14 protein-coding genes and 1 tRNA gene are annotated in these 13,493 nt (G+C 57.0%); 9 read left to right on the forward strand and 6 right to left on the reverse strand.

Annotated elements, in window-relative coordinates:
- The first annotated feature begins 62 nt into the window (after window positions 1-62).
- From RRF56_RS13900 to RRF56_RS13910, 3 genes are all read left to right on the forward strand, one after another.
- On the forward strand, window positions 63-1,274 hold the full coding sequence (locus tag RRF56_RS13900; protein ID WP_317038239.1) for a SpoIID/LytB domain-containing protein: 1,212 nt from the start codon (window positions 63-65) through the stop codon (window positions 1,272-1,274).
- A gap of 53 nt (window positions 1,275-1,327) precedes the next feature.
- Window positions 1,328-1,401 (forward strand) — tRNA-Val (locus RRF56_RS13905).
- A gap of 142 nt (window positions 1,402-1,543) precedes the next feature.
- Complete coding sequence (locus RRF56_RS13910) at window positions 1,544-2,638, forward strand: tyrosine-type recombinase/integrase (RefSeq protein ID WP_317038240.1); 1,095 nt, start codon at window positions 1,544-1,546, stop codon at window positions 2,636-2,638.
- Window positions 2,639-2,806: 168 nt separating this feature from the next.
- Here the strand turns inward: RRF56_RS13910 and RRF56_RS13915 are convergent, their stop codons facing one another.
- The 6 genes from RRF56_RS13915 to RRF56_RS26430 all read right to left on the reverse strand — a co-directional run bounded on the left by RRF56_RS13915 (window position 2,807) and on the right by RRF56_RS26430 (window position 8,046).
- Entirely contained in the window at window positions 2,807-3,076 is a 270-nt protein-coding gene (locus RRF56_RS13915; protein ID WP_317038241.1) for a hypothetical protein, read from the reverse strand.
- Window positions 3,066-3,428 (reverse strand): hypothetical protein, encoded by a 363-nt coding sequence (locus tag RRF56_RS13920; protein WP_317038242.1) that lies wholly within the window; start codon window positions 3,426-3,428, stop codon window positions 3,066-3,068. Before RRF56_RS13920 ends, RRF56_RS13915 begins: the two co-directional genes overlap by 11 nt.
- Window positions 3,429-5,963, reverse strand: coding sequence for a phage/plasmid primase, P4 family (locus RRF56_RS13925; RefSeq protein WP_317038243.1), 2,535 nt, complete (start codon window positions 5,961-5,963; stop codon window positions 3,429-3,431).
- Between the two features lie 552 nt (window positions 5,964-6,515).
- Window positions 6,516-6,692 carry a ribbon-helix-helix domain-containing protein gene (locus RRF56_RS13930; RefSeq protein ID WP_317038244.1) on the reverse strand — a complete coding sequence of 59 codons (177 nt, stop codon included), beginning with the start codon at window positions 6,690-6,692 and terminating at the stop codon, window positions 6,516-6,518.
- Between the two features lie 486 nt (window positions 6,693-7,178).
- Window positions 7,179-7,613, reverse strand: coding sequence for a hypothetical protein (locus tag RRF56_RS13935; protein WP_317038245.1), 435 nt, complete (start codon window positions 7,611-7,613; stop codon window positions 7,179-7,181).
- 202 nt (window positions 7,614-7,815) lie between these two features.
- Complete coding sequence (locus RRF56_RS26430; RefSeq protein WP_410510566.1) at window positions 7,816-8,046, reverse strand: ribbon-helix-helix domain-containing protein; 231 nt, start codon at window positions 8,044-8,046, stop codon at window positions 7,816-7,818.
- Between the two features lie 196 nt (window positions 8,047-8,242).
- Between RRF56_RS26430 and RRF56_RS13940 the strand changes: the two genes are divergently transcribed.
- The 6 genes from RRF56_RS13940 (at window position 8,243) to RRF56_RS13965 (ending at window position 12,823) form a co-directional block, all read left to right on the forward strand.
- On the forward strand, window positions 8,243-8,761 hold the full coding sequence (locus RRF56_RS13940) for a hypothetical protein (RefSeq protein ID WP_317038246.1): 519 nt from the start codon (window positions 8,243-8,245) through the stop codon (window positions 8,759-8,761).
- 63 nt (window positions 8,762-8,824) lie between these two features.
- Entirely contained in the window at window positions 8,825-9,487 is a 663-nt protein-coding gene (locus tag RRF56_RS13945) for a hypothetical protein (RefSeq protein WP_317038247.1), read from the forward strand.
- On the forward strand, window positions 9,471-10,739 hold the full coding sequence (locus RRF56_RS13950; protein WP_317038248.1) for a hypothetical protein: 1,269 nt from the start codon (window positions 9,471-9,473) through the stop codon (window positions 10,737-10,739). The genes RRF56_RS13945 and RRF56_RS13950 overlap by 17 nt, the downstream gene beginning before the upstream one ends.
- Complete coding sequence (locus RRF56_RS13955; RefSeq protein ID WP_317038249.1) at window positions 10,739-11,287, forward strand: hypothetical protein; 549 nt, start codon at window positions 10,739-10,741, stop codon at window positions 11,285-11,287. Before RRF56_RS13950 ends, RRF56_RS13955 begins: the two co-directional genes overlap by 1 nt.
- Before the next feature lie 2 nt (window positions 11,288-11,289).
- The gene (locus RRF56_RS13960) at window positions 11,290-11,712 is read left to right on the forward strand and encodes a hypothetical protein (RefSeq protein ID WP_317038250.1); all 423 of its coding nucleotides are present in this window, start codon (window positions 11,290-11,292) and stop codon (window positions 11,710-11,712) included.
- Window positions 11,696-12,823: a peptidoglycan DD-metalloendopeptidase family protein gene (locus RRF56_RS13965; RefSeq protein WP_317038251.1), complete on the forward strand. Its 1,128-nt coding sequence runs from the start codon at window positions 11,696-11,698 to the stop codon at window positions 12,821-12,823. Before RRF56_RS13960 ends, RRF56_RS13965 begins: the two co-directional genes overlap by 17 nt.
- The last annotated feature ends 670 nt before the right edge of the window (window positions 12,824-13,493 follow it).

Below are 13,493 nucleotides of genomic sequence, written 5' to 3' on the forward strand. Positions count from 1 at the left end.
GTGATACCGTAAAAAGCGCTTGCCGGTGACCGATTTAGTTCTCTATATATTTTCGTGAACCGATGACTTTACTTCGCCAACCTTCCGGCTTTGAGATGCTGGTCAGCCGCCTTCTGGTGTTGTTCAAACACGGTCTTAGTCTGTCAGTCATTTGGTGGCTGGTGGCGGTGCCAGCCCTGGCGGTCGAAATGCGGGTCGCCATTGGCGATCGCCTGAGCCAGGTCACCGTCGGCAGCTCGACCCCAGCGGTGGTTAAGACTATGTCGGGCCAGGGGGTCGGCCAAATTCCCCAGGGGCGAGCGGTGACGGTCACCCCCGACGGTGGTGGTGTGCGCCTAGCCGACTGGCGCGGTCAAGCCTTTTGGGTAGAACCGACCAACGGTGGCTATATCTTTATCAAAGACAATTGGTACCGGGGTCGGGTGCTGGTGGTGCCCACCGAGGGCGGCCTCACCGCCGTCAACTGGGTGGACATCGAAGCTTACCTCTACGGCGTCGTCGGCAGCGAAATGCCCGCTAGCTGGCCCCAGGAGGCGCTCAAGGCCCAGGCGGTGGCGGCGCGGTCCTACGCGCTCTACCGGCGCGATCGCACTCAAAACCAGCTGTTCGATGTCGGCGGCACCACCGCCCACCAAGTCTATAAGGGGCTAGCCGCCGAAGCTCCCTCGGTGCACGCCGCCGTCAACGCCACCCAGGGCCAGGTGCTCACCCACGGGGGCCGCGTGATCGAGGCGGTGTTTCACTCGTCTTCTGGGGGCCACACCGAGAATTCTGAGGATGTTTGGCAACGCCCCACCCCCTACTTGCGCGGCGTGGCCGACTTTGACCAAGAGGCCCCTGTGTTTCAGTGGTCTGAGACGTTCTCGGCCCAGCAGCTCGCCCAGCGCATCACCGGCATTGGCCACCTGCAAAGTGTCTCTACCGAGCGGGCTACCCCCCGAGGCCGAGTTGTCTCCGCGCGTCTCCAGGGCACCCAGGGCAGCCGCACCCTCACTGGGGTTGAGCTACGCCAGGCCCTAGGGCTGCGCAGCACGCTCATTTCCTTCAACATCGCAGGCGATACGATTCGCGTGAACGGGCGGGGCTTTGGCCACGGGCTGGGCATGAGCCAGTGGGGCGCACGCGGGTTGGCGACCCGAGGCCACAACTACCAACAGATTTTGACCCACTACTACCAGGGCACAACCTTCTCTAACCTGCGGCTGGCTGAGGCGCAAAGGCAGGCTACGCCCCAGGTTGCTCGGGGGTTGCATCAACCGGGTTTGGCGCGTTAGCCGCAAAAGGGTTGCGATCGCACCTCCCAATGTGCTAATTTCTATGTCTGCCCGGACGTATAGCTCAGTTGGTTAGAGCACCACGTTGACATCGTGGGGGTCACTGGTTCGAGTCCAGTTACGTCCATCCCCTGAAAAGCCTACGTTTCAAGGCATTTAGCGATTGCTCATTGGGTGTGATTGCACCTAAGCCTGGGTATGCGCTTAACGGATTTAAACGGAACAATCAGGGTTTTAGCGCTTCAATGGGTACAGAATGGGTACCCAAAATGGCTAGAACACCTAAAGGTGAAGTTTCAATTGAGAACATAGACGGCTGGATTCGCCTGAGATGGCGGTACCAGGGGCAGCGCAAGACGATGAGCCTGGGCCTACGCCACGACCCGGTGAACCTAGCGGTAGCGCAGCAGCGGGCTAATCAGATCCATCTGGACATCATTTCGGGCAACTATGACCCAACGTTGTCCAAGTACAAGAGCGATCGCAGCCAGCAGCTCCAGGCGATCGGGGCGGTTGACCTCTTCAAGCGGTATAGCGAGTGGAAGGTTAAACAGGTACAAATTCGTACCCTTGAAAAGTACTGGGGTCTGGTGAACTGGTTAAAAGAGTATTTTGGCGATCGCGCTGTTGAAGAAGATGATGCCCCGGAATTTATTGCCTACCTCATGGAGAACTTGGCACCCAGAACAGCTAAAGAGCGACTGGATCTTTTGGATTCAGCATGGCTCTGGGGTATTGAGAAGGGGCTGCTAACAGATAACCCCTGGGCAGATATGCGACTCAGAAATCCGCCCCAGCAAAAGCGTAAGGCTTTTACCAAGGATGAAGTGCAGGGCATTCTCAAGGGCTTTGCAGAGAATTATTACTACTGCCACTACACCGATTATGTGCGCTTCAAGTTGTCGACCGGATGCCGCACAGGTGAAGCCAACGGTCTACGGTGGCGACACCTAAATGAGAATTGCACCGTGGTGTGGTTCGGGGAAACCCACACCCACGGCCAGTTTAAGGACACCAAAACCGGCAAGGCTAGAGAGGTCAAACTATCGGCTTCTCTGTCTAAATTGCTGCGATCACGTATGCCCGCCGAGGTTGACCCAGACTCGCTGGTGTTCCCTGGTCCAGAGGGTGGACCAATGACCGAGGGCAACTTCAGCAAGCGGGCATGGAGAAAGGTGCTGGAGGCCCAGGCGGTGACTTACCGGATTCCTTACAATACCCGCCACACCTTTATCAGTCATGCCCTTGAAGCAGGGATGAGCCCCGTTGAGGTGGCAGCCATCACTGGCCACAACCTGAAAACGCTGTATGAAAACTACGCTGGGCTGATCAAAACCCACCCCACCACGCCGGAGCTGTTTTGATTTTCTTTTTTTTCAGTGCTGGGCAGTATGGGTAAATCCCCTACACGCCCTACATAATTCATGTACTGCAAGGGTTTGAGGATTTATCTAGGCCTACGCAACCCCTACATAGGGCCACCCCAAACCCTACACAGGGGCAAAAAAGAGGCTACGAGGCCTCGGTGGTGATCATCGCTTGCGGCTAAGGGGCCGTTTTTGGCCACTGGGAAGACTGCGCCTGAAGTTCTCGATCGCAGCCTGGTGGGTCTCGGGGGCCTCTTGGTTCACCAACCAGTCAAGGATCATCTCTCTGATGTAGAGCACGGGGGCCGTGGGGCCGCGACCGCGCTTAACATAGTGAACACCGTGAATCCAGCTATCGCGCAGCGTCTTGAGGGAGTCTGGCTTACAGCGCAGCAGATCGCAAGCTTCATCAGTGGTGAGTAGGCTAATTTGCATGGTCAGCCTCCACAGGTATGAGCCAGGTGAGTTGGGCATCAATGCACCGCTGCATGCCTGGCATGATCACGTCGGCCAGGGGCATGCCTTCAAGGCTGTAGATCCGGGTGATGGTGCCCTGTTGCCGATGGGCTGTATGCCAGGGCATGTTGAGAATTACTGTCTGGCCTCCGGTGGGTACCCAGCCCAGGGAGCGGCATTGCGTGAGTGGGTATAGCACCCCGGCACAGAGCAGACAGCGATCGCCCGTCTGAGGATGCTTCACCCGGCGCTCTACAACCCGCACCTTAGGGCCAAACTCAGTGTCGATGCAGACGTAGTCGCCGGTTTGGGGAAGAGTTTCGGTACCCATCTACCAGTCCTCCAGCGTGTCGGCATTAGCAGTCAAGGTACTGAGCACTGCAGGAGCGGGGTGCATGATCGGTGGCAGAGGTGGCGGCGGTGGTTGACTACTGCCAATATCCGCAGCGGTAACCGTGCCTGCCCTACCCTTCAGCGCTGTCTCGACGGTATAGGGAATGGGTTCGTCAATGACTTCAGTGGGCAATGCGGTTGAGTCGTCGGGGTCAGGCTGGACAAGGGTTGTTTGAACCAAGCGGATGTTGGTGAGGCCACTCCCAGAGCGTGAGTCTGCCCGTCTTCGTTTCACGTCTAGCCCGAGGGTTTTCTGGAGCAGGTTCTCCAGGGCAATCGAGAAATTCTGCATGCTGATGGGTTTCACCCCAACGGCGTCGCAGTATTTGATGTAGTTGGGGTAGAGGCAGATTCGGGAAGAGTTGTTTTTGTCCCCGGTTTTAGTCCAGGCACCCGGCTCATAGACAATCCATTCGTTCACCCACTGGGCCAGGCTGTCGGTATTGAGCAGGCTATCGGCCTGAAACTGGGCCATGGCCTCAACCTTAGCCTGTGGATTTTTGATGTAGGCCTCCATCAGTTCGTCGGGCATGGCCATCACCCAGTTGAATACCCCCGGTAGAAATGGGGCCAGCTCCCCTCGCAGGCCGCCATCGGGGGCAAAGTCGAGTAGTGAGCGCCGCTCATCCTCTGGCACCACCTGCGTGAAATAAACCGGGATCCGCCGCCTAAATAGAGCATTGGTGCGATCGCTGGCGATGGTCTCCTTGTTGGTGGCCACCATGACCCAGCCTTCGAGGGTAAAGCCGTCGGTGTAGTCGGCATTTTCACCCTTCCGTTCCCAGGGGATGTAGTCTTCGCCGGTCATCTGCTTGAGCACATCGACGGCGGTGGGGTTGTAGTCGGCATCAGGGATGAAAATCAACCGTTTGCCCATAAACCGAGCTGTTTCAAACCGGCTGCTGGCGATGCGCGATAGGGAGGTGCTGACGGTGTTGGAGCGCCCCAGCAGCGCCTGGATCAGGCGAATCAGGGTGCCCTTGCCCGTTCCCCCAGGGCCAATCAACTCCAGGTAGCGCTGAAAATCCGTTCGCCCCAGCACCATGGCTTTGATACAAGCCCGGAGCAGCTGCACCACTAGCTCATCCCCGTTACATGTGGCTTTGAGCCAGTCGAGAACTGGATCGCAGGTCGCGCCGGGGACGTAGTCGTAGGGCAGCTGCCAAGTGAAGCCGTAGGTAGGGCTGTGGTCTAGCAGGGTATTGTCGGCAATGCGCAAAACGCCATTTTGGAAAGGAATTAGGCCGTAAGACGTTGGCCATGAGCGCACCGATACCCGCTGACTGAAGAGGTTGACGGTGCTGTCTACCGCAGCCTGGCCATACTCACCGGCAGCACCAGCGGCATCCAGTTCCCGCTGTACCAGCTCCTTGACTTCGCGATCACTGACCCGCTCCCACCGCCCTTGTTTGTAGGTATAGAAGCTGGAAAAATCCAGCCGATACTTGAGCTGGTCGTTCCAGTGAGACTCCATCAGAGCGGCTAGTTTGCCCGCTGGGGGCAACGAAATTCCTTTGCGGCCAAAGGTCAAAGCCTCATCAAAGCAGTTGGTGATTGACCATGAACCGGCTAAGGCGTCTCTGGCCTCGGCTTTGCGGGCTGCAAGCCACTGCTGTCTTTCCGCGTCTCGAAAGGGCTGGAGGGCCAGCCTTCGAAGGAATTGAACATCAGGTTTCTTGAGTTTGGCGTCGTTCTCTTTTGAGTGGGCCAGGCAAAACGCTTCTACCCGGCTTCTCAACTCGGGACAGTTACGGTCTAGGTGCCAGGTGAGTCGCCACAGCTTTTTGTAGAGCTGGGTCAAGGTTTCGCAGTGCTTTGGCAGCGGTGCCCGGCTGAGGTAGTCAAGCCAATCGATCAAGAACTGTCGTGGGGCCTGAGCATTAGCCAGCAGGTTGTTAAATCCGCTCTGGTCGTAGCCCGAGTTAAAGAACTCAGTAAACCCAGCTTTATCGCCCGCATCTTCTGGGATGAGCGAAATTTTGCCTTTGAGGTGCAGGCCACCTTTGATGAGCGCTTGAGCCACATTGGCATTGCGCAGGCCGTCAGAGTCGAACACCAAGGTGAGTCCGAGCCCCTGAGGGAGAATGCTGGGAACGTGGGTGACCCCTGCGATCGCCCCTACCGGCTTACCACCTCGAATAGTGGCCAAGAAAGCATCCTTCCACCCCTCGGTAACGGCGGCTAAGTCTGATAATTGGCAGCCCTTTGGAATCCAGATGCAGGGCTTGGCTATGCCTTTGCGGGGGCTAAGGTATTTGGGCATGCCAGGGCCAGGGCTGTCTAACCGCAGTTGCCCAAAGCCGTTGCCAAAAGGGAACCAAATGCCGCTGGTGACATTGTTGGAGTAGCCCAGCAGGGCGATCGCCTCGCGCTGGGAAACCGACCGCACACCGTAGTCTTTAACAGCCTGATCAATTTCTGCTGGTGTCCAGCCGTCGTCCCCAAAGTGCTGTTGGTGGAGAGTGTTTAGCATAGCTGCACCTCGCAGAGGGGGCGAGCTGTACAAAGCCTACTGTCGGGTCTCTTCTGAAGAGAAGGGAGTAAGGATAATTGGCGTCTATGCTGGATCCGTTTTTCTGCTCCTGATAGAGTTATAGTCTCTCTCAGCGGTGCTAAACTTGGCGTAGGCATTCTGGTTGGCCTAAGGCCTCTAGAATTGCCATTACCAGCCCCCTGCCGGTAATATTTTTGGTTCATGGGGAATACCTCTAGTTTAGGGCGAACCCCTTGGAGGAGACCCGGTTCACGTTCCCATTGCTTCCCGGCGCTGGACGTGAGTCGGGTTTTCTCTTTGGGGAAGGAGCGCTGCCATTGCTTCCCGGTGCTGGACACTCCTGGTTACAGACCTCATCTCTTCGCCAAAGGCCGCAAAGCCTTGCAGGATATGCGGAGAGATTGGGTTGAGCAGTTGTAGAACGACTGGGAACCTCCTTTTTTCAGGACGTAAACAAACACTTCAGCGGATGGCCAACGACGGCCTTAAAGTTGGTCATAGCCTGGTTTGAGCGAGATGCTTGCCCCATCGCTACCCTTCCTTGTTCGTCTGCATATCCAGCCCTGCTGAGGGCTGCTGATCTAACAGCAGCTTCAGAGCTGCTCGTACTGCTTTGGAGCGATCTCCGTAATGGGGCACAACCCGATCTAGGTCGGCAAGTTCGCTGTTGCTCAAACGAAGGTTGACGACATTGGAGAGAATTTGCATTTGCTTTTCACCAAGCGATGTAAGACATCATACACATTCAGATAAAGATTGAGTTGTCCTTGAAAGCTATAGAATCCCAGTTTCAAAAACTATGTCCAAAAATGTCTAACCATGTCCAAAGTCACCCAACACGAATTCTAAAGCCCTTGCCTTTCGTCCTCTTCGGGCGTTTCCCGCGATCCCAAAATCGCCATCAAATCATAAACATGATGCCAGCAACTAATGAATCTTGACTGGCAAATTACTTGAGTCGCTGCAAATTATCTCGACAAAAATCAACTTCTTGATTGCAAGAAATGGTCTACTTTCGATCAACTCTAACAAGTTGAGCTACTGAAGGCCGGAAGTTTAAACTCTGTGACTGAATACCGCACCTCATGCCATAAGGTGCGACGCAATTCAACCGGTGGGTATCAACAGCTTGAGCCAGTATCGTTTTGGGCAATCAGCGAGTCCAGAGCAAAGGCCAACAGGCCTTTAACAGGGCTAAACCGTCACGACTTGACGAGACTTCCATGCCTCATAAGCTGCCACATCACCCCCAAAGGAATCGGGAGAGACGATAGCCGGAGCCGTCTCTACCCAAGGATTTTCATTCTCTGGCAGTGGCTCATAAGCACAGTAAGCAATGACCACGTCATCCATCGCTTCTTGGCCGGTGTTGCCTACATACTCATCAACTCTGCTTACGCGCCAGGCCGAGAGCCGTTGATGGGTTACCCCGCCACGATGATCGAAGGTGGCCGCTACATCATCGTGCTTAAACTCGGGCAAGCGATAACCCACCTCTGGAGCTGAGCCGTTGGAGTAGTCGAAGTGCTGCCCTAACAAGTCAGTGAGTGACCCGCTGGGTTCCAGGGTGCGAGCTTCCCACCCCGGAGCACTGGAATCGTCGGCTTTGAAAATAACTAGGCGGCTCATTGGTCACTACCTCCTGAGAAGTCCAGCGCGCTCTTCGGGAATTGGGCATCACCATCAAAGATACACTCCACCACCAGCGGGTCACGAGCTGCGATTCGTCGCCGTGCCTCTAGCAGTGTCCAGCCATACTTGGCTGCCATCTTGCGACAACAATCTTCATTCACGGCAAAGTGGCTGGTCGTGCTGCGATCACTGCTCTGAGTCATGATTTACCCCCCTTACCCGACTGAGGTTGGTCGGGTTCTAGGGTCTTAAATTCGTTGCTTGCTTTTGCCTGCCTGATTCCAGTCTCTATAAGGAATGCAGCCAGATTAGCTGTAGGACGGCCCTGGTACTGTGCCCACGCCTCAAGATCAGCAACGACTGTATCAGGCAAAGTGACCAGAACTCGTTTAGACACAATGTTTACGTTCATAGCATTACGCACCTCCATGTTACGCAGGGTTAGCTCGTCCTGAACAAATGATATCTTTTAGATCCCTGTAGATATCTATTCGATATTAATTTATATCGTTCATATGCTATCACTGTAGCAGGCGAGTGGAACGAACTGGAACAAATCAGTTCCACTAAACCGCTCAAAGCATTGATGTACCGAAGTTCCAACCTGTAACAAGAGGTGTAACGACGTGGAACGTGAACCGCTATCGATTCGTAAGTTTGCCGAGGTCTGTGGGGTGTCTCACACCGAAATAGGCCGCAAGATGACCGCCCTGGGTATCTCAGGCACACCCCAGGGCAAAGGATTACCCACGCTACTCAGCCCAGCTGAGCAAGACAAAATCGCCGCTGTGCTGTTTATCCCTGCCGAACCACCCACGCCCCCTGCGCAGCATGTCGAAGTGTTGGGCAGTGGTTTATCGGTTTACACGCCCCCGCAGCTGGCGACTCGGGGCGTCAACAGCGAGCTCAGTCGCCACCTGCAACAGCGGCAGCTCACCCAGGCGCTGGGAGCCTTTAAGGGCAATCAGGCCAGCTTTAGGAATGCCCTGCTGGGGATGGCGGCTGAGTCGGGTCGCCAACTGGGCCATGAAATGGCCGTTACCGAGATGAACACCGCTCTAGCCACTCACGCGCAACTGCAACAAACGGTGGGAAAAGAGTTAGGCGTCGTCGCAGATACGCCCGATACCGCTGCTGCTGGTTAGTGGGTTTAGCCCTGATAACCGCCGTTTTCATCCTGTTGACGCCCTAATTCTGGTTATAACGCCATGGAAGCCAAATTCACTCCCCCTGCCGTCCCCCTCGAATACCGTCGCGAGGTCGTTGGCGGTGCATCACCCATCCAAAACATCTACCTAACCCCCGTTCCCTGGTGGCAAAACCGCCGTTACTGGGCTGCTGGTGGCATTGCGGTGGCCGCCCTCTCCGGCATTGCCTTTGCCTTCGCCCAGTCAGGCCGAACAGGCGACGAGGGCACATACCAGAGCGAACAACCCGCCCCCAACTACCAGAACGTGCTGGCCGCCGCCCAAGACCGACTCTCGGGCAACTACGAAGACAGCCGCCTGGTGCTGGCCGATGTGAACCGTGCGGTTTTGAATAACGAGGCCTATCGCTACCGCCAGCAGGCGGAACAGGCGGTTTTGAAGCCCACTGACCCCTGCTACCAGCAGCAGCTCATTTGCCCCCTCAACCGTTACCAGCGCGATGCCCAGGTGATGTTGGATACGGCTAAGGGCGATCGCGATTGGCGACAGGCGAATGCAGCGCTCTTTAGAGTCGAGGCCGTAGAGGTGGCGCGGTCAATGGCGGCGCTGCCCCAAGACCCGCCGACCAATCTGGCGGTGGTGGCGATTGAGAACCTGGTGCAGTACCACGACCGCCAACACTCTTTGTCTGAAGAGGTGCAGGCCCATGAAGTTAGAGACTAACCATCTGCTCTATGGCTCTATTGGGGCGGCGGCTCTGGGGCTGTTCTGTGGGCTGCAACGGCCTGCCAGCAACCTTACTCCGGCTGACCTGGAGGCCTTTGCCAATGGGGCTCAGATTCGCTACGAGAAAACCTATCCCTATCTGCCTGCGGCGATTGCCTTTGGAGCTGTGGCCGTCGGTTGTGGGGTGGCTTGGGCGTTGAGTGGGGAGCAGCCCAAAGTCGCCATCGCAGGCCCCCCCATTCAACCCGAGCCGCAGGGCTGGAATGGGCAGGTGCCTTTCGCTGGAGCGACTGAGTCCTTTCGGGTAGGCAACCCTGCCGCTATTCTCGCGGCTCGTATGCGGCCTACCCTGATTTCAGCCAATCCTCGGGTGGGCAAGGGGCTGACGGTGGCCCATGCCTACCGCCAGGCCCAGGTGAAACAGGGCGCTGTGGTGTGGGTGATTCAGCCCAAGTACCACCCCAAGGAGCACGGCTACTGGGAGCAGGCCGACAACGTGCTCGGCTTCATGGCTGATTCTCTAGAGAGTAAGGAGGACATCGACGACATCTGCGAGCAGATGCAGCGGTTCATCTTCGCCTGGCGGCAGCTGCCCCAGCGGCCCAAGGTGCTGATCATCGATGAGCTGGCGATGATGAAGACGGCTTTCAAGGCCTGGTACGACGGGTTCCTCAAGTCGCAGCTCACGATGGAGCTGTCGTCGGGAGAGACGGACGACCGCGCTCTGTGGGCCATTACTCAGTCGTCGCTGGTAAGCGATATCGGGGTCAGCGGTGGCATGAGAGCCACGTTTGACCTGCTCACGATTCAGACGCCCAGCAGCCAGAGCCATCTGGAGAGTCTGCGCAAGTCTGACACCAGCATTCCGCCGATTGAGGATGAGGTGATTTTTGAGCGATCGTTCTCGCCCAAGCAGGCGGTCTTCTACCACTCAGAAATCAAGGAATGGCTGCCGATGGTGGCCTATGAAGTGCCCGAACTAAGTTCGGCCTCGATAACCGGCGGCATAACTCGCGGTAACCACTGCACAGCAATGGATACAGCCGAATCGGTTACAAACCGAACCGAGTTTCAAAAGGCCTCCCAGGGGCTAGATCTGCCCCTGATCATCGCCGTAACCAACGCCCTGGCCCAGGGGATGTCGCGCTCGAAGGTGATCAAGGAGGTGCTGGGCTACCAAGGGCACAAGTACCAGGAGGGCTGCGACTTGTTCGACCGCATCAAATCCATCATTGAGGAAAATTCCTAATGGCTAGCTCTAAGAACAATCAACTCGCCAACGGCAACAACGGCCCTGAGATCATCGACGGGCAAATCATCGACATCACACCTCAGCTCAGCTCGCCAGGGCGGGGCAGCGGCGTTCAGCTCGCGCCGCGCAATGCCATGCGCTCTAACGTGCAGGATGGCGGCTGGTTCGATGCCACCAGCGGCAAGCGCAAGCCGATCTTTGTCATCACGCCCACGACCGATCCCTGGAGCATTTTCCCGGTGATTCGCAGCGGCCTCAGCTGTTTGCGGAACCACCCGTTACAGACGATGGGTGGGGCCTTCATCAGCGTGTGGGGCGGGTTGTTTGTGCTCTCAGCAGGGCTGAATGTGCTGCAAGGTTCGGCGGTCAAAGCCGGGGGCGACATCTGGAATCCGGTGGTAGCTGGGACTAACTTTGGGGCCATGTTGGTGGTGCCCACCCAGAGCATTGCGGGCAGCGCTCATAAGGTGTTGACCGGGGAAGAGCGGGTGGGACAGCCCATTGAAACCCGTCCCTACACTCGCGCTGTGAAGGTCGGGGAGTAGCAATGCTGTTCTGGCGGTTTAGAACTCGGTATCTGCTGGCCCTGGCGGCGTTGTTCGTCGGGGCCGCGTTTTTAGACCTGAAGCAGCCGGGCCGGGGGCAGTTCTACAACCCAGTCTATGGGGTGAGGTCGTGGGTCAACACCCATCAGCCTGCGGCGTGGCAGATGGTGAATCGCCTTTCTGGCGAGGATACCCGCCTGCAAGCCTGCGTAGCGGTGGCTCCTGACCCGGTTACCCTCGATGCGACGAAAGCCGAGCTGCGCAAGGCGCTGGTGGGGGAATCGGAGGCGATCGCTTTGGAGTGGCTGGGGCAGCCTGCCTGTGCCCTGGGTAACGGGGTCTACCGCTGGGCTTTGGACAACGGCCTGGCCCTTGATGTGACGGTGACAGAGGGGGAGGTGACCCACAGTGAACTCAACCGTTAAACATATCAAGCCCCACTGGTCGGAGCTGCCGCCGACCTGGCGCTACGTGATTGGCACGGCAATGCAGGCGGGCGAGCTGGTGCTCAAGCTGGGCTGCGTGGGGGCGATCGCTACCTCGACCTGGGTAATGGTCGATCAGGAGACCAATGAATCCTGGGGGGCACGGTTCAGGAAAGTCAGCGCTGTGGCGGAGGCAGCAGTTGGGTTTTACGACGATGACTTCAAATCCCTCATCAGCAAAGGCGACGTGATCGCGGGCTACACCGTCAACTCGGGCTTTGGCCTGCGGATGCACCCGATCCACCAGGAAATGCGGATGCACTCGGGTATCGATTTGCCGACGCCGGAGGGTGTGTCGATTCATGCCATCGGCTACGCGGGGGATCGGGTGTCGGTGCGCTGCTGGAGCGATCCGAAGGGCTATGGGACGGTGGCGGATATGACCAGTTCGGCGTTCCCTGAGATCACGTTTAGGGCAGCGCATCTGTCCCACTGCAAGGGGGGTGAGCACCGGGCCGGGGTGGTGGTGGCCAAGACGGGTAACACGGGTGGCAGCACGGGCGCTCATCTGCATTGGGAGCAGCTACAAGGCGGTGTGGCCCAGGCTCCGCAGAAGGGCTATCTGGTCTGGGCGCTGAATGGCCGCAAGCCGAATGAGCGGCTGGGGGATACGATTGCGCTCTACCAGGCGATTGTCGCCAAGGAGTCGGGTGGTGACCCTACTGCCGTCAACCCTGACACGGGGGCGCTGGGCCTGGGGCAGGTGATGCCGCAGAACCTTAATTGCTCCTGGGACGGTAAGCCGAAGAGCAACTGCGGCTGGGATTACGATGTGCTGGGCCGCGATGTGTCGCCCCAGGAGTTTTTGCAGAATCCCGAGATTCAGCAGCAGATCGTGGGAGTCAAGTTGGAGAGTGCTCTACAACGACAAATTCAGGCGGGCCACGATATGAATACGGCAGTGAAGCGGGTGGCGGCGGAGTGGTATTCGGGCAACCCTGAGCTGGCCCACGATACTCGCCCCCAGGCGGGCTATGAGTCTATCAAGAGCTATGCCGACAGCGCGGCGGAGAAGTTCCACCGGCTCCGGCAGCAGAACTTGGAGAAGTAGCCTCGGCGATGATCGCACCATCATGACAACCGCTGGTGCCCTGGGCCTGGGATCTGAGAACTCTCCATTAAGTCGTTTTTATTCACGACTCATTCACGACTTGATAACGACTCCATTTGAATTTCGATAAAAGCCATCACTGTTTTGATGGTTTTGGATCATTAGGTCACGTTTATTCACGACTTGATAACGACTTAATAACGACTTAATAACGACTTAATAACGACTCTAAGGAGCTTGACAGAAGCGACTGCTGAGGATGGTGGGCTCATTCACGACTTAACAACGACTTGATCACGACTTGCGATATCCGGCCCATCCATCGGTGTCTTGCTTCGAGCAGCAGGGGGAGCCGCCCTGGGGGCTACGCCACTTCACTCCGTTTCGTGGCTTCGCGTTTCACACACCACGCCCAGCCTTGGGGTAAGGGGATGCCAGAATGAAGCTATATCAAAGCTTTTGGGCGTTGCAGGTAATGGTTGGTCGTTTACGAATTATTGCTTAATTCCCGAAACCCCTTACGGATAGAGGGTTTAGCGCCTCGCTGCCTGTACATAAAGCCCAATCACGACTCGGCGAATTGACTGAGACGGAAGCCTCATTAGCTACCACAGGTGGCCACGCTAACCAAAATTAACCCACAGCCCTCAATTGCTTATCCAGCAAGGGT

The sequence above is a fragment of the Nodosilinea sp. E11 genome (assembly GCF_032813545.1).
In the GTDB taxonomy this organism is placed as follows: Bacteria; Cyanobacteriota; Cyanobacteriia; order Phormidesmidales; family Phormidesmidaceae; genus Nodosilinea.

What these genes read in the sequence shown, in the direction of transcription:
- RRF56_RS13900 (WP_317038239.1), top strand. Translation starts at nt 63, where the DNA reads ATGACTTTACTTCGCCAACCTTCCGGCTTTGAGATGCTGGTCAGCCGC.
- RRF56_RS13910 (WP_317038240.1), top strand. Translation starts at nt 1,544, where the DNA reads ATGGCTAGAACACCTAAAGGTGAAGTTTCAATTGAGAACATAGACGGC.
- RRF56_RS13915 (WP_317038241.1), bottom strand. Translation starts at nt 3,076, where the DNA reads ATGCAAATTAGCCTACTCACCACTGATGAAGCTTGCGATCTGCTGCGC.
- RRF56_RS13920 (WP_317038242.1), bottom strand. Translation starts at nt 3,428, where the DNA reads ATGGGTACCGAAACTCTTCCCCAAACCGGCGACTACGTCTGCATCGAC.
- RRF56_RS13925 (WP_317038243.1), bottom strand. Translation starts at nt 5,963, where the DNA reads ATGCTAAACACTCTCCACCAACAGCACTTTGGGGACGACGGCTGGACA.
- RRF56_RS13930 (WP_317038244.1), bottom strand. Translation starts at nt 6,692, where the DNA reads ATGCAAATTCTCTCCAATGTCGTCAACCTTCGTTTGAGCAACAGCGAA.
- RRF56_RS13935 (WP_317038245.1), bottom strand. Translation starts at nt 7,613, where the DNA reads ATGAGCCGCCTAGTTATTTTCAAAGCCGACGATTCCAGTGCTCCGGGG.
- RRF56_RS26430 (WP_410510566.1), bottom strand. Translation starts at nt 8,046, where the DNA reads ATGGAGGTGCGTAATGCTATGAACGTAAACATTGTGTCTAAACGAGTT.
- RRF56_RS13945 (WP_317038247.1), top strand. Translation starts at nt 8,825, where the DNA reads ATGGAAGCCAAATTCACTCCCCCTGCCGTCCCCCTCGAATACCGTCGC.
- RRF56_RS13950 (WP_317038248.1), top strand. Translation starts at nt 9,471, where the DNA reads ATGAAGTTAGAGACTAACCATCTGCTCTATGGCTCTATTGGGGCGGCG.
- RRF56_RS13955 (WP_317038249.1), top strand. Translation starts at nt 10,739, where the DNA reads ATGGCTAGCTCTAAGAACAATCAACTCGCCAACGGCAACAACGGCCCT.
- RRF56_RS13960 (WP_317038250.1), top strand. Translation starts at nt 11,290, where the DNA reads ATGCTGTTCTGGCGGTTTAGAACTCGGTATCTGCTGGCCCTGGCGGCG.